The sequence below is a fragment of the Aliiroseovarius crassostreae genome, assembly GCF_049803815.1.
GTDB lineage: Bacteria > Pseudomonadota > Alphaproteobacteria > Rhodobacterales > Rhodobacteraceae > Aliiroseovarius > Aliiroseovarius crassostreae_A.
On record NZ_JBNAGI010000003.1, the window covers coordinates 70,581 to 89,391 of the forward strand.

General features: G+C 59.2%; 17 protein-coding genes. 14 read left to right on the forward strand and 3 right to left on the reverse strand.

The features are described from left to right. Positions 1-162: 162 nt before the first annotated feature. The 3 genes from ACP15V_RS09575 to ACP15V_RS09585 all read left to right on the forward strand — a co-directional run bounded on the left by ACP15V_RS09575 (position 163) and on the right by ACP15V_RS09585 (position 2,703). A complete protein-coding gene (locus ACP15V_RS09575; protein ID WP_424943463.1) occupies positions 163-411 on the forward strand; it encodes a hypothetical protein in 249 nt (82 codons plus the stop codon). Positions 412-596: 185 nt separating this feature from the next. Continuing rightward, positions 597-1,967: a polysaccharide biosynthesis/export family protein gene (locus ACP15V_RS09580; RefSeq protein WP_424943464.1), complete on the forward strand. Its 1,371-nt coding sequence runs from the start codon at positions 597-599 to the stop codon at positions 1,965-1,967. Between the two features lie 211 nt (positions 1,968-2,178). After that, entirely contained in the window at positions 2,179-2,703 is a 525-nt protein-coding gene (locus ACP15V_RS09585; protein ID WP_424943465.1) for a hypothetical protein, read from the forward strand. 63 nt (positions 2,704-2,766) lie between these two features. Here the strand turns inward: ACP15V_RS09585 and ACP15V_RS09590 are convergent, their stop codons facing one another. Continuing rightward, a complete protein-coding gene (locus ACP15V_RS09590; RefSeq protein WP_424943466.1) occupies positions 2,767-3,927 on the reverse strand; it encodes a glycosyltransferase in 1,161 nt (386 codons plus the stop codon). A gap of 258 nt (positions 3,928-4,185) precedes the next feature. On the opposite strand from ACP15V_RS09590, the gene ACP15V_RS09595 reads away from it, so the two are divergent. The 11 genes from ACP15V_RS09595 to ACP15V_RS09645 all read left to right on the forward strand — a co-directional run bounded on the left by ACP15V_RS09595 (position 4,186) and on the right by ACP15V_RS09645 (position 16,584). Continuing rightward, complete coding sequence (locus ACP15V_RS09595) at positions 4,186-5,295, forward strand: glycosyltransferase family 4 protein (protein ID WP_424943467.1); 1,110 nt, start codon at positions 4,186-4,188, stop codon at positions 5,293-5,295. Continuing rightward, on the forward strand, positions 5,292-6,413 hold the full coding sequence (locus ACP15V_RS09600; RefSeq protein WP_424943468.1) for a glycosyltransferase family 4 protein: 1,122 nt from the start codon (positions 5,292-5,294) through the stop codon (positions 6,411-6,413). The genes ACP15V_RS09595 and ACP15V_RS09600 overlap by 4 nt, the downstream gene beginning before the upstream one ends. Next, a complete protein-coding gene (locus ACP15V_RS09605; RefSeq protein WP_424943469.1) occupies positions 6,410-7,735 on the forward strand; it encodes an O-antigen ligase family protein in 1,326 nt (441 codons plus the stop codon). The genes ACP15V_RS09600 and ACP15V_RS09605 overlap by 4 nt, the downstream gene beginning before the upstream one ends. Further along, positions 7,725-8,825: a glycosyltransferase gene (locus ACP15V_RS09610; protein WP_424943470.1), complete on the forward strand. Its 1,101-nt coding sequence runs from the start codon at positions 7,725-7,727 to the stop codon at positions 8,823-8,825. The genes ACP15V_RS09605 and ACP15V_RS09610 overlap by 11 nt, the downstream gene beginning before the upstream one ends. Further along, the gene (locus ACP15V_RS09615) at positions 8,822-10,150 is read left to right on the forward strand and encodes a polysaccharide biosynthesis C-terminal domain-containing protein (RefSeq protein WP_424943471.1); all 1,329 of its coding nucleotides are present in this window, start codon (positions 8,822-8,824) and stop codon (positions 10,148-10,150) included. The genes ACP15V_RS09610 and ACP15V_RS09615 overlap by 4 nt, the downstream gene beginning before the upstream one ends. Positions 10,151-10,171: 21 nt before the next feature. Then, positions 10,172-11,464 carry a polysaccharide pyruvyl transferase family protein gene (locus ACP15V_RS09620; protein WP_424943472.1) on the forward strand — a complete coding sequence of 431 codons (1,293 nt, stop codon included), beginning with the start codon at positions 10,172-10,174 and terminating at the stop codon, positions 11,462-11,464. Between the two features lie 162 nt (positions 11,465-11,626). Beyond that, positions 11,627-11,893: a spike base protein, RCAP_Rcc01079 family gene (locus ACP15V_RS09625; RefSeq protein WP_424943473.1), complete on the forward strand. Its 267-nt coding sequence runs from the start codon at positions 11,627-11,629 to the stop codon at positions 11,891-11,893. Continuing rightward, complete coding sequence (locus ACP15V_RS09630; protein WP_424943474.1) at positions 11,893-12,753, forward strand: phage head spike fiber domain-containing protein; 861 nt, start codon at positions 11,893-11,895, stop codon at positions 12,751-12,753. The genes ACP15V_RS09625 and ACP15V_RS09630 overlap by 1 nt, the downstream gene beginning before the upstream one ends. Before the next feature lie 239 nt (positions 12,754-12,992). Next, positions 12,993-13,691 (forward strand): metallophosphoesterase family protein, encoded by a 699-nt coding sequence (locus ACP15V_RS09635; RefSeq protein WP_424943475.1) that lies wholly within the window; start codon positions 12,993-12,995, stop codon positions 13,689-13,691. Between the two features lie 113 nt (positions 13,692-13,804). Beyond that, positions 13,805-15,931: a YjbH domain-containing protein gene (locus ACP15V_RS09640; protein ID WP_424943476.1), complete on the forward strand. Its 2,127-nt coding sequence runs from the start codon at positions 13,805-13,807 to the stop codon at positions 15,929-15,931. Continuing rightward, positions 15,928-16,584 carry a YjbF family lipoprotein gene (locus ACP15V_RS09645; RefSeq protein WP_424943477.1) on the forward strand — a complete coding sequence of 219 codons (657 nt, stop codon included), beginning with the start codon at positions 15,928-15,930 and terminating at the stop codon, positions 16,582-16,584. The genes ACP15V_RS09640 and ACP15V_RS09645 overlap by 4 nt, the downstream gene beginning before the upstream one ends. On the opposite strand, the gene ACP15V_RS09650 is transcribed toward ACP15V_RS09645, so the two are convergent. Both ACP15V_RS09650 and ACP15V_RS09655 read right to left on the reverse strand, forming a co-directional pair. After that, a complete protein-coding gene (locus ACP15V_RS09650) occupies positions 16,585-17,601 on the reverse strand; it encodes an NAD-dependent epimerase/dehydratase family protein (RefSeq protein WP_424943478.1) in 1,017 nt (338 codons plus the stop codon). A gap of 3 nt (positions 17,602-17,604) precedes the next feature. Beyond that, positions 17,605-18,771 (reverse strand): nucleotide sugar dehydrogenase, encoded by a 1,167-nt coding sequence (locus ACP15V_RS09655; protein WP_424943479.1) that lies wholly within the window; start codon positions 18,769-18,771, stop codon positions 17,605-17,607. Positions 18,772-18,811: the final 40 nt, after the last annotated feature.

Genomic DNA, 18,811 nt, shown 5'->3' on the forward strand with positions numbered 1-18,811 from the left:
CCTGGGTGTTTCGGGCCAGCAGGCTGGTTCAAAGCGGTAAAATCGACGACGCCCGGCGCGTGCCAAATGTTATAAGTTTCCGCCTTCAGCGCGTCCCCGTTTCATGGGGAAATTGATCGATCAAATGAGGCAATCACGATGCAAGTCTTCAAGGCCCTCCCATTGGCAATTCTTGTCGCGTCGACCCAAATCGGGTTTGCGCAGAACACCACGACCCCGCAACCCTGTGATCCGCAAACGGAAAACTGTGACCCGGGTCGTTTGCCCGATGAACAGGTCACGCTGCCCCCGACCGGCGATGTGCAAAACATCTTGTTCGCCATTCTGCCCGCGGTTGGTGCGGCGGGTCTGGCGGCCCTGGCAGCCGGAGGCGGAGGAAACCCCAACACAACCACATCCACAACGGATTGATATGACGGGTCGGGCGCGGCAAAACGCGGTTGCGACCTGCCGCCATATGCCGGGTTGGAAACTCGGTGCCAGAGGGGGCACGCGCGCGAGGGGATCGCGGGGTGATCAAGGGGCATATACGGCGGATCGCAGGATCCATTGCGCAGACTGCGCCAGTGGTCCAATCAGGGACATAAATCGGGGTCATGGGGGAAATCAAATTGCGCCTTGCCATAATGCTGACGGCGGTCGGCCTTTTAACGTCCTGCGGGGCGGCCTATCACAGCAGCCGGGTTATTCAGGGGGCCAGCGACACCGCCAAAGTGCGGGTGCTTCCCATCACTGCTGAAAATGTGATGATCGCAAATCGCAATGCGTACACGCCACGCGACCTGCCCGCCGCGTTCAATGTGACGGCAGGCACCGGCGGCGGTCTTCGTGGCGGTGGGGCAATCCCGGCCCCGGCTCTTGATCCGCAGTCGCGCCCTCAGCATCTGGAAACCCGCCTGCCCCCGGCGGTCACGCCTGCGCCTTATCGCATCGGGGTGGGGGATGTTGTGCTTCTGGCCACGCCTTCGGGCAGTTCGGTCGAGCAATTGTCGGGCCTGCTGGCCGCGCAAAACAGCCGCCAGGGATATACGGTGCAAAGCGATGGCAGCATCGCCATTCCCGATGTGGGCCGGGTCGAGATTGCCGGGCAATCGGTAGAAGAGGCCGAGGCGACCTTGTTCCAGCGGCTTGTCAAAGCGCAGATCGAGCCCACGTTCAGCCTGGAAATCGCCGAGTTCAATTCAAAGAAAGTCGCCGTGGGCGGGGCCGTGGCCAAGCCCGGCGTGCTGCCAATCACCCTTGCGCCCCTGGATCTGAAACAGGCGCTGGCGCAGGTCGGCGGCAGTGCGTCACGCAATATGGAACATACGCTGGTGCGGCTTTACCGCGCCGGCACGCTTTATCAGATCCCGCTGGAACAGGTTCACAAAGATGGGCGCGCGGGCCAGATCCCGCTTGTGGCGGGTGACAGCCTGTTTGTGGATGACACCTATTCATTGGACCGGGCCGAGGCCTATTTCCGCCAACAAATGGACATTGCCAGTTTCCGGCAGGGCAGCCGCTCTGCCGCGCTGCGCGATCTGTCGACCGAAGTGGCGCTGCGCCGCGCCGAGCTGAATGAAGCGCGCGACAATTACCGCGCGAAGGTCGATCTGGACGCGGTCGCGCGGGACTATGTCTATCTGGCAGGGGAAGTGAAACAGCAGGGCCGGATGGAATTGCCCCTTGGGCGTCAGGCCAGCCTCGCGGATGCCCTGTTCAACAGCGGCAAGGGGATCTCCACGAAAACCGCCGATCCCCGCCATGTTTATGTGCTGCGCGGATCCAGCGACCCGATGGCGTTTGACGCGCTGACCGCCTGGCAGTTGGACCTGCGCAACGCGGTGAATATGACGCTGGCCACACGGTTTCAGCTGCGCCCCAATGATGTGGTCTTTATTGCCGAACAACCCGTGACGCGGTGGAGCCGGACCGTGGATCAGATCTCGCCCACCCTGATCAGCGCCGGGGCAGGTGCGATAGACTGATTTTCAGATTGCTAAAATCGATACCAAAAACGCGCCTCTCGGGGCGCGTTTTTTCATTTTTTTCACACTCAGCCCCCTGATCTGGACATTCAGGCGAAAGAGATCGGGCGGGCGCTAAACCAAATCTCAACACTTTGTTGCTCTTATGTTCCAAGCCGAGGGGGTCGGCTTTGCGCGGTAAACCAGCCGCTTTGTCACATGGGGTGATATCATGACTGCAAATTTATATACGCACGTGCCGCGCGCACGTGGATGGGATAGCCGTGCGCAAAGGGTGATGGTGCGGCTTGTGATCGCGGGTCTTTCGCTGGTGTTGGCGCTTGGCCAACCCGCAAGCGCCCTGACACCACGCAGCCCGAAACCGGGCAGCACCATCGTCATTCGAAATGATTACGGCGGCAGTGTGCGCAAACGGTTCAATGAAATCCGCAACATCAATCAGCTGCGGCAGAAGGTGGAAATTCGCGGGTCGGTCTGCATGTCGAGCTGCACGATGTATCTGGGCGTGCGCAATGTTTGCGTGTCGCCCAACACCACCTTCGGATTTCACGGCCCACATCGATTTGGGGCGCGGCTGACATCGGCAGAGTTCAATGAATGGTCCAATGTGATCGCAGTGCATTACCCAAAAGCGGTGAAAACCTGGTATCTGCAGAAGGCCCGGCACCAGACCTATTCCGTGTCCCGCGTGAAGGGGAGCGAGCTGATCCGTCTGGGGGTGCGCCGCTGTCGCTAGGCCCATTGGCGCAACCAAAGCGTTTCGCCTCATTATTGTGTCTCAACAATAAGTCGAAACGCTTTAGGTCACGGATGCCACAAAGCTGCGCAGCTCTTCGACAAAGCGGTCTGATGAAAAGCGGCGGGCATGGGTGCTGATCATCTCCGCATCAAACTCCCCCTCGATCTCTTCAAATTCGCGCAGCGCCCGGCCCAGAGCGTCCGGCGTTTGATCCGAGAAATGCACCCCGGTTGCTGCCCCGTCATCTGGCCCCCGCACGGTTTCCGCGGTGCCCCCCTGATCAAGGGCGATCACCGGCGTTCCGCAGGCCTGGGCCTCTACCGGGACAATGCCGAAATCTTCTTTCGCCGCAAAGACAAAGCCGCGCGCGCGCTGCATGTGGTCGCGCATCACGTCAAAGGGCGCGTGACCCAGGAATGCGATATTCTGACCGGCAAGCGCGCGGATCCGCGCCATTTCCGGCCCGTCCCCACAGACCACCAGTTTCAAATCCGGCCGTGCGGTGAAGGTTTCGACAATCAGGTCAATCCGCTTGTAGGGCACCATGCGCGAGGCTGTGAAAAAGAAGTCATCGCGGGGGGTGTTCGCCATATGAAACCTGTCGGTGTCGACCGGGGGATAGATCACCTCAGCCTCGCGTCGATAGGTTTTCCAGATCCGTTTGCGGATGAAGTGTGAATTGGCGATCATGTGGTCCACCTGCGCCACCGATCGCATGTCCCAAAGGCGCAACCGATGCATCATCTCGCGCGCGACTTTCCGCTTCAACGCCCGCCCGACCCCGTCGATCGAATTGATATAGTCATGGGTCAGATCCCAGGCATAGCGCACCGGGCTGTGGATATAGGACACATGTACCTGATCCGGACTGGTCAGCACCCCTTTGGCAAGTGCTGCAGAGGAGCTGAGGACCAGGTCATGACCGGTGACGTCAAACTCCTCAATCGCGCGGGTACATTGCAAGATCAGATAGCGGTAATAGCGTCGCACGCCCGGCCAGCTGTTCAACCGGCTGGTGTGTATGGGAACGCCGCTGGTGATCTCGGATCGTTCCGCATCCGACAGGAAATCAAACAGGGTGTAGAGGGTCGAATTGGGAAAGGCGCGTACCATTTGCTGCACCACCCGTTCGGCCCCGCCGACCAGTGGCAACCAGTCATGCACCACCGCCACATTGCCGGTGGTGATCTTTTGCTGGGCCATCCGTTCCGATCCGCTCATGCATCCCGCCTTTCCGCTTGAAGGCAGTGTAGCTCGTTCCCCAGATCAAACAACCACACGATGAGTGTTTTCGCTTTGGATTATGGAACTTTCCTCGATTTCATTGGACCCGAACCCGTCAAGGATGTAGCTATTTCATCAGGGGCAATCGACCGGTTGATCTATTTGACAAGTGTGAATTCTATCGCGTGATACGGTCCGGTTTCTGCTGACATGTGAACGTCAGCCAGAGACAATCGGTCAATTAAAGGTGGAGCGATGATCCTGATCAACGGACGCTTTCTGTTGCAAAACATCACGGGGGTACAGCGCGTGGCCCGCGAGCTGTTGATGCAGTTGGATATACTGGCGTCTCAGGGCAGGATCGAGGCCCCGAAAGTGGTGATGCCCGCGCAGGGTCAGATGGTGTCCCCCCCTCATCTGAGGGCCTGCAGCTTGCACAGAACAGGGCGCTTTACCGGTCATCTGTGGGAACAGTTTGACCTGCCACGCATCGTCAGGGGGCAGACGGTTCTTTGCCTGGGCAATACCGCCCCGGTTGCGTCGTTGCTGGTGCGCAACACCCGTGTTGTGACCATGGTGCATGATCTGTCCTACCGGTATTTTCCAAGCGCCTACAGTTGGCAATTTCGCACCTTTTATTCAGCGCTGATGCCACTGGTGCTGCGCAAAAGCGACGGGATCGTGACGGTCTCTGAAACAGAGAAAAAGGCCATTGCCCGCCACTATCCACATTTGAAAGGGGCTGCGCATTTTCATGCGGCGGCCAATGGCGGATTGCCCGATGACATTGCCCTGAAGATTGCAGATGCCGAGCAGCCCGGGCCAGACGCGCGGGGGTATGGGCTCTATCTGGGGTCGTTGAGCAAGCGCAAGAATGCCCACGGGGTGTTGCAAGCCGCGATCCGGTTCCTGGAAACCCATCCCGAAATGCGGTTTGTGATCATCGGGGCGGGATCTTCGGTGTTTGAGGGGTTTGACATCCGCATTCCCGAAACCGTGAAAAACAGGCTGGAGCTGCGCGGGCAGGTGGACGACCCAGGTGAAATCCACAAGGCGCTCGCGTCGGCCCGGTTTTTGCTATTTCCGTCCTTCTACGAATCCAGCGGCCTGCCGCCTATTGAGGCGATGAGCTTTGGCTGCCCGGTGATTGCATCAGATATTCCCAGCCTGCGGGAACGCTGTGGCGAGGGCGCGCTGTATTGCGATCCGCACGCACCCGATACGATTTACGATGCCATAGACAGGGTGATGGCAGACACACAGCTTTGGGCGCAGAAATCCGCTGCGGGCCGGGAACGCGCAAGGAAATTTACCTGGCGCCGTCAGGCCGAAGCGGTGCTGCAAATCTGCGAGGGCCTTGCATGACCCGACCCAGGCTGCGCCTTTTGCATGAAACCAACCCGGAGAAGTATTTCCCCGCGCTTTACGAGCTCGCCCGCCGGGGCCGGGTCGATCTGGTGGGGGCGCATCGGTACAGCGTGGGCAAGGAGTGGGTGCGCGCCGGGCTGCGAGATCGCACGCCATTGGGGCAACGCAGCCGCAACGCATGGGGTGATTTTCTGTTTCGCCTGCGCGCGCCATTTGTGCGGGGCGAGGTGATCGTGATCGGGTTTGCACCTTGGGACTGGCGGTTGCTGATCTATCGCCATCTCGCCCGACACAATCGCATCCTGTATCAAACATCCTGGCATGACTGGCGGTTCGACAAGACCCCGCGCCAGCCCAAACCGCCCCTGTTTCGACGTTACATGCAGCGGCAATGGTTGCGCTTTCTGCACCAGCCAAATGTGGCCGCAATTGCGGTCACGCCCAAAGTGGCGCAGAGCGTCACGGCCGAAACGGGGGTTCAGCCCGTGGTGATCCCGCATTCTCTTCCAGATTTTTTTTTCAACGTATCCAAAGAGTTGCACCATCGGAAAGATGACAGGTTGCGATTGATCTATGTGGGTGAACTGTCTGAAAAAAAGGGGCTGCGCCAGCTTTTGCACATCGCGAATATGCTGAAGGGTCAGGGGGTGACGCTTAGCGTGGTTGGGACGGGGCCCTTGGCGGCGCAGGTGCAGCAGGCAGGTGACAACGTCACTTTCCTTGGTCCGATCCGCGACCGCACTACGCTCGCCCAACTCATGACGGAACAAGATGTGCTGATGCTGTTGTCGCAACGCACAGAGGCCTGGGAGGAGCTTTTTGGCATTGTGATCATCGAAGCCCTTGCCAGCGGGCTGGCGGTGCTGGCGACTGACCATGTTGGGCCGCGTCAGATCCTGGAACCCTGCGGCGGTGCCGGGCTGTTTGCGGAAGATGATCTGGATGGGGTGCTGGCCCAGCTTCAGCGCTTTGTGGATCATCCTCACACGGTTGCGGATCTCGTGCAAAAACAGGCGCAGGTGGCACAGGCCTATCGGATCGAAACCGTGATGGCGGCCTGGATGGATATGATTGATCCGGTATCTGCGGAGTCTGATCAGGAGGCTTCGGAATGAAGGTGCGCAAGCTGACCCTGCAAAAAGACACGATCACCGCCGTCATGCTGGCGCTGTTTCTGGGCAGCTCTGGACTGAAATGGATCCCACTTCTTAGCATCGGCCCCATTCGCGTTGAAATTCACAACGCGCTGGCCTTGGCGCTGATCGCCTATCTTGGCTATCAATTGGCCACCCGGCGCCGCTATGTCATTCCCACTTTCTTCTGGTGTGTCGCCGCCCTGACGATCTGGTTGAGCGCGGGTCTGGCCATTCATGGCACCATCAACCTCAGCCCGATCATTCTGACCTTGCCCGTGGCGCTGGCGTCTTTGGTTCTGTGCAACTTCACCCCGGCCGTTCTGGATCGGCTTGTGTTGATTGCCCTGCTGGCACAGACGATCATCGTGATCGGTTTCATCGGCAGTGCCTATGTGGGGGGGATTGACCTGTGGGGTGGGATCCAGACCTATTTCCTGTCGCAAAATCGGTTGGGATTCCTGCTGGGCACGGTGCGGCCCATCCTGAATGCGTTTTCCACCGGACCACAGGCGGGGCTGCCGGAATATGACAGCTGGCTGCTCAATCACCTGTCGGCCACGTTTTTCATCACCTTCTGCCTGGCCGTCGCCGCCCGGCCCACAACATTTCTGCAACGGGCAGGATTGGGCTGCTCTGCCTTTATCTCGCTGTTTTTCCTGATTGTTCTGTTTTCATCTTCAACCGTTCTGGCGCTGATCCTTGCCCTTGTTGCGCCAATAGTGCGTGGGCTGATCAGCCCGATGTCGCGCCTGTCATTTTGGGGGATCCTTGCCGCCTTGCTGTTGGCACTGGCCTTGCTGGCCCCACCTTTGTTTCAGTATTTCCTTTTGAACCTGGAGAGCGATATCGGGTCGGCCAGCACGCGTCTGGATCAGTATACGGGCGCGTTAGAGGGGATTTTCGAGAACCCTCTTTTTGGTGTCGGCCTGCGTACCTTCCAGGATCACACGGTGCACAATCTGTTTCTGGCCAGCTTTATGATGACGGGGATTGTTGGTGGGGTTCTGGCGGCCACATTGTTTGTCATCGCCATCGGCATTTGTGCAGAGGGAATGCGTGGCCTTTTGCGCCGGTCACCGCGCCCGGATCTTTGCCTGCTCATGGCAATGTTGCCGCTGATTTTCATCACCCGCAGCGGGTTGGCCGGTGGGTTTGGCCTGCCCAGCAATGCCGAGCTGTTTGCAGTGGCCACGGCCTATCTGGCGCGGCGGCATCATCGACAGATCAGATCCGCGCAGCAGATGCAGGAAATCCAGCCTTTGCAATTCAACGCCACAAAAAGGGCTGGCCATGCCACGTGACACCCGCCCCTCGCCCCAAACACAGCTGCGCATCAGCGCATGGCCCAAACGCAAAAACGCGGCCTTCAATCCGTTTCAAGCCCTGCTGTACGACGCGGTAGAGGCCGGGGGCGTGGCCCGGGTGGAGGAGTTTCATCCACGCCAGTTGCTTGGCATCCGCAGGCCAGACATCCTGCACATCCACTGGCCGGATGTTTTTTTGGCAGCGGGCAAGGGTTGGCGTTTCTGGCCGCGCTACATCCTTTTGCGGGGGCTGTTTGCCTTGGCTGCCCTGCGGCGCATCCCCATTGTCTGGACCGCCCATAACCTGCTGCGCGAGGGGCAACGCAATTCCTCATGGATGGGGCGTCTGTTCTGGCCCTGGTTCCTGCGCCGCGTTGATGCGGTATTGTTCATGACAGAGGCCTCGAAGCAGGCCGCGTTTGATGTGGCCCCCGACCTTGAGCAAAAACCGCATGTGGTTATCCCGCACGGGCATTACGGCCCGTTGATCGATCCCGAAAGGCAACGGCCCGCCCCCGCCACGCCGCCCCGGATCCTGTTTTTCGGGGCAATCACCCGGTACAAACAGGCGCATAAAGTGCTGCGCGCCTTTCTTGATCTGCCCGTGGGCAGGGCGGGCCTGGCCATTCGCGGCAAGATGAGCGGGGCGGAGCCGGATCTGGAATTGCTCATGCAACTCGACAGGCTGCCTGCCGCGCGGCGTGGGGAGATCAGTTTTGAGGATCGGTTCCTTGAGGAAGACGAGCTGGTCTGCGCAATCGACGAAGCCACGCTGGTGGTTTTTCCCTACACGGATGTGCTGAACTCCGGCGCAGCCATTTTTGCCCTGTCGGTCGGTTGCCCGGTTTTGGCAAGCGACACCGCCCTTTTTCGCGAGCTGCAGGCGCAGATTGGCGAAGGTTGGGTGAGGCTGATTGACGGCGCGTTGGATGGCTCGCAACTGGCGCAAGGGTTGGCGGCAGCAGAAACGCTTCGCAAAAGTGGGGAAACCCCGGATCTGACCCCGTTTGACTGGTCACGCATTGCCGCCCTGACGGTGCAGTTCTACCGCGATGTTGCCGATCCCGCGTCAGGGGGGCCATCATGACGGCGCTGCTTGCCCAACTCGGCAGATTGATGAGCCTGCGCATGTTTGCCATCGGGTTGACCTTCCTGCAAACCATTGCCCTGACCCGTGTCTTTGGCGGCGAGGTCTTCGGGCTTTTGTCGGTTGGCTTGTCGGTTTCGGCACTGCTGGTTCTGATCTTGTCATTCGGGTTGGATCAGGTGGCCATGCGCGACATCGCTATGGAGGGGGTGTCGCATGTTGCGGCAACACGGCGTTGGGCAATCCTGTGGCAATTGATCCGCAGGGTCGTGATGCCTGTCACCATGATGGTGGTCGCTGTGGGAACGGGGCTTTTGGTCCTGACCACGCTGGGTGGACCCTATCAAGTCACCCTGATCGGCGCCTTACTTCTGTTGCCGGTAATGCTTGCGCGAAAATATCTGGAAAGTTTCAGCCTTGGGGCCAAACAGGTCGCGCGATCCATCATTGGCAGCCAGATCGCCTATCCGTTGCTGATGATCCTTGGGGCCGTTTGGGTCTGGCGGATGGGAATGGGAAGTTCCGCATCCAACATCACGGCAACCTATGCGGCGGCCGGAATTGGCAGTTTCCTGGTGGCCTTGATCCTTGCGCGTCCAACACTGGTGCTGCTGCGCCCCGGCCCGGACATGCCCCACGTCGCCCCCCCCGCACCAACACCACGTGCAATGATGACAAGCGGCGGGCATTTTGCCCTGATCTCGCTTGGGTTTGTGTTGGGACAGCATGTTGACGTGCTGATGACCGGTATCCTGTCCAGCCCCGAAGACGCAGCGCTGGTGCGAATCGCATCTCGCGTGGCGGAAATGGCCGGATTGATGCGGATGATCGTGGTTTTGCAATACAAACCGCTGCTGGCCGAGGCGCATGGGGCGCGCGATAAGGCCGGGCAAATGCGCCACATTCGGTCCATGACCCTGCTGTTTCTGGCGACAGGCACGCCAATTGCACTGGCGCTTGTGGTCTTTGCCGAACCGGCAATGGCCATCTTCGGATCAGAGTTTGTTGCGGGCGCCCCGGCGTTGCGCCTGTTTGTGGCGGGCGTCTTCATATCCTTGTTGATGGGACCAAGCAGCACCCTACTGTCCCTTTCCGGGCACGAGCATCTGGCCAGCCGCAACCTGATGATCGCCATCCTCATCCAAGTCCTTTTGAACCTCTTCCTCATCCCCCGGTTTGGCGCGCTGGGTTGCGGCATGGCGAGTTTTACAGCGATTGGCGTTCTGGCGTTTCTGAGCGGCCTCGCCTGTTATCGACATCTGGGCATTGATCCCACCATTCTCGGCCTTCTGCGGCCTGCAAGTGCCACGGTTCAGCCGAAATGACAGGTTAAAAGGAAATCACCCATGCGACACGGATTTGCAGGCCTGAAACGCGCCACCAAAATCGCGCTCATACGCGTTGGCAGCCGTTTTCTGAGACGGTTTGAGCACTGGTATTTCAAACCCAACGACAGCACCATCGCGCGCAAACCCCGGCATTACGGCGTTTTTTACATCTCGTCCGAAGGAAGCCTGGGGGACGCGGCAATGGGGTATTCCATTGTGTCGCAGATCCGCGATGTCCAGCCGGACGCCCGGATCACATTCCTGATCCACCGGGATGCAGATCGTGACTATTTCAGGGAGTTTGGTGTCGACACGGTGTCAATCGAAGGTTTTTTTGACGTATTGCCCAGTCGAAAAGCCGCGCGGCGGATTGCGGATCTGGCCTTGTCCTGCACCGATTTCATCCTTCCGGGCGCGGATGTTCTGGACGGGGTCTATTCGCCCGGTGGCACCCTGCGCCGGCTGTTGTCAGGTATCGCTGCAGAACGGTTGGGGGCACGGGTTCACGCCATCGGCTTTAGCTTTTCGGACCGGTCTCCGCAGATGATCCGACAAGTGTTTCACGACCGGTGCCAGGGGTTTCAGATCGCCTGTCGCGACCCACAATCTGCGGCGCGGCTGTCAAATGTGATGCAGCGCCCGGTGCCGCATGGATCTGATCTGGCGTTCCTTTTGCCAATTGGATCACGATGCATACACCCTGCCGCTGGGGCCGCCGAGGATCATGTGCAACGCTGGAAGCGCGACGGGCGCAAGGTGGTCATTTTCAATGCCAACCCAATCAGTTTTCACAACGCGTTGCCAAACCTCCCGCGTGCGAGTGTGGTGAGGGGGCTTGGACGGGCGCTGGACGATTTCGCTCATCGCACGGGCGCGGCCCTGTTGTTTTTGACGCATGACAATCGCCCCGCCTTTTCAGATGCAACATTCATGCAGGAAATCCTTGCGATCCTGCACCGGGATTTTCCACGTCATTTTGTCCCGCAAACGGTGCAACCCTCGGACATCAAACGCCTGTGCAGCCTGTCCGATCTGGTTGTAACCGGTCGCATGCATCTGGGCATCGCCGGACTTGGCGCGGGGAAAACCACGATGATCACGGATTATCAGGGCAAGGTGCGTGGCCTCTATGACCTGTTTGACACGCCTGAACTGGCCCTGGATCTGAATGAGATCTGCGAAGGTGACAGATTGGCGGACCTGATGTTGTCAGCGCTTGAGCTGTCGACCAATTTCGAAAATCGCATCCAAAGCAAGCTGCCAGAGGTTAAGGCCCTGTCCAGAAGGAACCTGGCGCCGATTCTGGACTAAGGACCGTTTCACACAGGCCTGCCCGGCAAAACCTTTCCTGTTGCATGGCAAAAATCTTAGCGTGCGCCCCGGTTTTCTGCGTTTAACAAAGTTTTCATAGACCTCTGGGTGATCCAGCGCAGGTGCCCCCACTTGCGTCTTCTGCAATGAGAGGAGAACCCCATGTCCAACCCCTTCGAACGCCGTTCGCACGCCCTGTCCGACCCCAGCCGCGACATCGTTCCGGTCACCCCTGATGACGCCACCGACCTGGCAAAGGTGGCTGTGGCACTTTATGTTGAAACCGGCGGCAACCTGACCTTCGTGACCCCGGCCGGCCATCAGCGCACCGTCGCCGTCGCCGATTTCTCGATCCTGCCTGCAGGTGCCGTACGCGTTTTGGCCACCGGGACCACCGCCACGGGTATTCATGCCTTTACGGTGTCCTGATGCTTGGATTGTCCCGATCCTATTTCACACGGCGGGCCACCCCATTGGCCGTCCCCGTGGCGAGCTATGATTTCACCCAGGGCACCTTGCCGGGTGGGATCACCTTCACGCGTAGCAGCGAGGGGTATTACGTGGCCGGAAATGGCAACAAGACCCTTGCCGCTGTGAATGCCGCCCGATTTGATCACGCCCCTGACACATTGGCGCCTCGTGGGGTGCTGATGGAAAGCGCGCGGAGCAATATCTTGTTGTGGAACGCTGATTTCACCCAGCCCGTCTGGACCACATCAGCCTTCACCGCCAGCACACAAACCACCACGGCACCGGATGGAACATCGCTGTCCGGTTGGGATCTTGGGGATGGCTATATCTTTCAGGATGTTTCCACAACGGCGAGCGTCACCCACACGGTCTCGGTCTGGTTAAAGGCCAACACCAGCTGCACCTTGGGTCTGCGTGATCCGGGCAGCAGCTCTTATGCAAATGTGCCAATTTCGGTGGGTACAGAGTGGCAGCGGTTCACCATTACGAAATCGGTTTATTCCACAACGCGGTTCCTTTTGGATGCACGCTCGGCGGGCGGCTTTGGCACCAGCGGTCTGGTCCTGTTTATCTGGATGCCACAGATCGAACAGGGGACACATGCGTCAAGCGAGATTGCCACAACCGGTTCAGCCGGAAGCCGTGCGGCGGATGTGGCTGGCCTCGACAATCACACCGGTGTGTTTGATGTCAGGGTCACTGATGACACAAATGCCATCACAACGCTGACATCAGAATCGATTGCGCCCGGCTGGTGGCCCTCCATAGCGGCCTCTCACATCCGTTCGATCAAGCTTTATAACGCCGGTTCGCTGTAATCGACGGGTGGCCCCGGCACTTTGCGCGGGGCCACTTTTTCATTGGCAGACGGGGTCAGCACATTCCATTGCAAGGCATAGGGTAAGCCGCTAGACAGTCCCTCAAGCAAATTGCCCGACACTCTCATGTTGCGGGCAGAACCACACCCCAATGCCCGGACCTTTTCGTGATCAAGCGGCTGTTGAAATACCTCAGGATCTCTCGTTCGGCACACCCGCAAGAATTTGCAGGCGCCCCCATGGATCCGCAGCGCCCGATTGCGGTTGTCGGGGATATCCACGGGCGATTGGATTGTCTGGACGCACTGCTTGGCAAACTGAACAGCCACGCCGCAGATGCAACCTGGATCTTTGCAGGCGATTTCATTGACCGTGGCGATCACAGTGCAGAGGTGCTGGACCGGCTGTTCACCCTGACGCAACAGCGCCCCGAGGTGATCTGCCTGCTGGGCAATCACGAGGAAATGCTGCTCTGGTTTCTTGACGATCCCGCAAGACATGGACCAGCCTGGTTGCGCTATGGTGGTCTGCAAACGCTGGCAAGTTTTGGCGTTCCATTGCCTGCAGATCCCCGCAGCCTGACCGAGGTTCGCGATCTTTTGCGATCTGCACTGCCCGACGCCCAGCTGAGTTGGTTGCGGTCCCTTCCCCGATATTGGCAAAGCGGCAATGTGGCGGTGGTCCATGCGGGGGCTGATCCGACACAGCCGATTGACAGGCAGTCCGGGGCGGCCCTGACATGGGGGCACAAGGCGTTCAGACATCTGCCTAGACACGATGGGATCTGGGTGATCCATGGCCATACCCCGGTCGCGGACCCGGTGACAAAAAACGGTGTCATTTCGATCGACACGGGGGCTTATGCCACCGGCAAACTGACCGCGGCCCTGGTGGAAAACGGGTCGGTTGTCTTTTTGCAGACCACCACCAAAAGCTGAAGATTGCACGGATGACACAATCATTGGCTTTAATTGCAGCGCATGATCAATTTGGTTCAGCTTGGCCGGGTTTGCCCCTATTTTCGATGTGAAAACGCCGGGGGGCAATCATCGTGATCAGACGCAAATGGCACCTGTCCGCCATGCTGTGCGCCACATTTGTGGCCTCGGGTGCTATGGCGCAGAACACCCCGTCTTCGCCAACCTCGTTTCGTCCAACAGTTTCCAGTTTCGGCACACCCGGATTGATCGACATGCCCACGGGCATGATGTTGCCGGATGGGCAGTTGAACAACACCACCAGCTTTCATGGCGGCGCATTTCGCCACACCTTGACCTTTCAGATCACGCCGCGCCTGTTTGGCAGTTTCCGCTATGCGACAATCACGGATTACGACGGCGTGGGCAAAACCCGCTTCGACCGCAGTTTCGACATCGGCTATCTTCTGATCAAGGAAACGCGCCTGCGCCCGTCCGTTGTGATCGGCTTGCGCGATTTCGGCGGCACCGGGCTTTATGGTTCGGAATATCTGGCCGCAAGCAAACGCTTGATGGACGGTCGGCTGGCCGTGACCGGCGGCATTGGTTGGGGCAGGTTAGGGTCACATAATGGCTTTAAGAACCCGCTTTCCGCCCTGTCGGACAAGTTCGAAACCCGGGGGGCTGGACCGGAGGATATTTCTGAGGTCGGGCGGCTGGAAACGGACCAGTGGTTCCGGGGCGATGCGGCGCTTTTTGGCGGGGTGTCTTATCAGATTACACCGCGGCTGACCTTCCTGGCGGAATATTCCTCGGACGCATATGTGGATGAGGTGGCGCGGACCGGATTTCAACATAATTCTCCGTTCAACTTCGGGCTGTCCTATCGGTTCGGTAATGGCAATGACCTCACCACTTATTCCCTGCACGGGTCTGAGTTTGGGATCACGCTGAACCTTGTGACCGACCCGCGCAGGGCACGGATCCCGGGTGGACGCGAAGGCGCGCCGCCCGCCATTTTGCCACGCCAACATGTGACCGCCCTTGGCTGGGACGAGGCCCCGGTTGCAACGCAACGAAGCCGACTGGCGACGGCCCTGAAGGCGCAGGGATTGGTGTTGGAGGCGTTTGACCGAAGCGGTCCCAAAGCCAGCATCCGTATTCAAAACACCCGCTACCCCGCCGCCGCGCAAGCCATCGGTCGGGCCGCACGCGTGATGGCCAATACATTGCCCGGCAGCGTCGAGCAGCTAGAGATCGAACTGTCCAGCCACGGCATGCCCATCACGCGCAGCACCCTTCGCCGTGCTGATCTGGAGGAATTGGAATACGATCTGGACAACAGTTGGCGCAGTTTTTCGCGCACCAGGTTCGACGATGCGGCCGGCAGTGATCTGCCCCCGGTTCCCGATCTTTACCCGCGGATCAGCTGGTCTTTTGCCCCCTATCTGCAACCCGAACTGTTTGACCCCGACAACCCGATCCGCGCCGATTTTGGCCTACAAGCGGCGGCGTCCATTGAACCAGCCCGAGGCTTTGTGCTGTCGGGCGCCATTCGCCAGCCACTTGTGGGCAATCTGGAAGGATCAACGCGGCCTTCAAATTCCGTTTTGCCCCATGTGCGCACCGATGTGACCCAATACGCCATCCAGTCCGATCTTGAGGTCAAACATCTGACGGCGGAGTATTTCTTCCGCCCCGGCAAAAACCTGTATGGGCGAATCACGGCGGGGTATCTGGAAACCATGTATGGCGGTGTGTCCGGTGAAATCCTGTGGAAACCCACCCTTGGCAAACTGGCCCTTGGGGCAGAGCTGAACTATGTCAAACAGCGCGATTTTGACCAACTATTCGGGTTTCGAGATTACGAGGTTCTGACCGGTCATGCCTCGGCCTATTACGATTTCGGCAATGGCTATCACGCGCAACTGGACGCGGGGCGATATTTGGCCGGGGATTGGGGGGCCACGCTATCGTTGGATCGCGAGTTTAACAACGGGTTCAAGGTGGGCGCGTTTTTCACCCTGACAGATGTGCCGTTTGAAGAGTTTGGCGAGGGGTCCTTTGACAAGGGTATCCGCTTTACCATCCCAATCGACTGGCTGGTGGGAACGCCGTCAAAAGACGGGTTCAGCACCACAATCCGCCCGGTGCTGCGCGATGGTGGGGCGCGGCTGGACGTGCGCAACCGGCTGTACGAGGTGACACGGGACATGCATGTGAACGGGCTGAAAGACCGGTGGGGGCGGTTCTGGCGATGAGGGTAAACAAGCTGATTTTTGCAGCAGTTCTGGCCGCCCTGGCCCTGACCGGCTGTTCGTCGGATCCGGCACAGCAGGCGCTTGTGAAACAGGCCTTGCGCCCACAAGAGGCGCGCAGCCCCGACCCTGTGTTTGTCGCGCTTGCAAATTCCGGCGCACCAATGTTGATCCTGTCGATTGAAGCGCGCGATCAGGCCTATGCGCAATTTGCCCGGCAAAGCACCAATGCACGTGGCGAGGAAAGCTGGATTTCCGGCGACAACCTGTCGCTTGGACTGCAAGACGGGGTGATCATCGCCACCCGTGGCTTTGGCGGTGACATGATGTCGGCGGATGTGACCCGGATTGCCCCGCTGATCACCGGCAGGCAGGGGGGCATTTCGGAACACTTCCTGTCACATCTCAACGGCAATGATGAAGTGGAAATCAGCGCCTTTCGGTGTGAAGTTACAAGGCGCGGTGCGCGGGATGTGGATCTTGGGCCTTACGTGGCCAAAACCAGCCTGATGATCAGCCAATGCCGCAATGGCGACACCGCGTTCAAGAACCTCTATTGGGTGGAGGACAGCAGCGGGCAGGTGGTGCAATCCAAGCAATGGATCAGCCCGCATATCGGCATGGTGTCGATCCGGGTGATCCCGCCGGGCCGCTGATCAGACCTGATAATAGTCGCGATACCAACTCACAAATTTCGCCACCCCGTCGGAGACCGCCGTTTGCGGCGCGTACCCGGTGAGAGATTTCAGCAAATCCGCATTGGCCCAGGTGGCGGGCACGTCACCGGGTTGCATCTCCATCAGGTTGCGGGTGGCCTTGCGGCCCGTTGCGGTTTCGATCGCGTCAATGAAATCGGTCAGTTGCACCGCGTTGGAGTTGCCAATATTCACCACCCGGAAAGGCGCCACCGGCGACAGGCTGTCGCCCGCCGGCACCGCGCCGCCTTCGGGGCGTTCCGGCACCGCGTCGATCAACAGGCGGATACCGCGCACCAGATCGTCGATATAGGTGAAATCCCGCATCATGTTGCCGTGGTTGTAAACATCAATTGGCCGATCCTGGAGGATCGCCTTGGTGAATTTGAACAGCGCCATGTCGGGCCGCCCCCAAGGGCCATAGACCGTGAAAAACCGGAACATGGTGACCGGCAGGTCAAACAAATGGGCATAGCTGTGCGCCATGCTTTCGGTCGATTTTTTGGTCGCCGCGTAAAACGACATCTGATGATCGGCGCGATCCGTTTCTGAGTAGGGCATCTCTTCGTTGGCGCCATAGGCAGACGAGGTCGAGGCCAACAGCATATGGCGCGGCGGGTGCGCACGCGCGGCTTCGAGCAGCTCAAACGTGCCGATGATGTTGCTTTCCAGATAGGCGCGCGGGTTGTCGATGGAATAGCGCACCCCCGCCTGGGCGGCGAGGTGGATCACAACATCCGGGCGCTCCTCTTCAAAAAGCCGCACCAACAGACCCGGTGTTTCCACCTTGTCATGCACGGACCGATAGTTGGGCGATTGCAGCAACCCCGCCTCGCGCCGTTCCTTCAGCGACACGTCGTAATAATCGCTCATGCAGTCCACACCGATCACGCGCCACCCTTCATCCAGCAGGGCGCGGCACACGAACGAGCCGATAAAGCCGGCAGCCCCGGTCACAAGCGCGGTTTGGGTGGTCATGTCTTAGTCAGCTCCGAACAGGTCGCGGGTGTAAATCTTGTCTTCCACATCCCTTAGATCATCGGTGATCCGGTTGGCCAGAATAAGGTCGGCCTGCGCCTTGAACGCGTCCAGATCACGGCAAACCCGTGACCCGAAAAACGCGTCGTCGTCCAGCACCGGTTCATAAACGATCACCTCGATCCCCTTGGCCTTGATCCGCTTCATAATCCCCTGCACCGAAGACTTGCGGTAATTGTCGCTGCCCGCCTTCATCACCAGGCGATAGATCCCCACCACCTTGGGCGCCTGTGCGATGATCTGATCGGCCAGAAAATCCTTGCGGGTGCGGTTTGCATCCACAATCGCGCGGATCAGGTTCTGTGGCACGTCCGAGTAATTCGCCAACAGCTGCTTGGTATCTTTGGGCAGACAATAGCCGCCATAGCCAAACGACGGGTTGTTGTAATGCCCGCCAATGCGCGGATCCAGCGACACCCCTTCGATGATCTGCCGCGTGTCCATGCCCCCGGCGATGGCATAGCTATCGAGCTCGTTGAAATAGGCGACCCGCATCGCAAGATAGGTGTTGGAAAAAAGCTTGATCGCCTCGGCCTCGCGACTGTCGGTGAACAGGATCGGCACGTCCTTTTTGATCGCGCCCTGAAGCAAAAGCCCCGCGAATTGTTCCGCGCGGTCCGACCGTTCCCCGACAATGATCCGCGACGGGTGCAGGTTGTCATAAAGCGCGCGGCCTTCGCGCAGGAACTCGGGCGAAAAGATCACCTGATCGGTGCCCAGCCGGGCGCGCACATCTTCGACAAAGCCCACGGGAATGGTGGATTTCACCACAATCGTCGCCCGGTCATTCACCGCGATCACCGCGCGGATCACCGCCTCGACCGAGCTTGTGTCGAAGAAATTGCTTTGCGGATCGTAATTGGTTGGCGTGGCGACAATGACAAAATCGGCTTCCTGATACGCCGCCGCCCCATCGGTGGTGGCCGACAGCGACAGGGGTTCTTCGGCAAGAAAGCGTTCCAGTTCGGCATCAACAATCGGGCTTTGCCGCGCGGACAACTGCGCCACGCGCGCCTCAGAAATATCCACCGCCGTCACATCATTATGCTGTGCCAACAACACCGCGTTTGACAGGCCCACATATCCAATTCCGGCCACGGCAATTTTCATAATATGCTCTCCTGAATGATCTTTGGGCAGCAAGACCTCT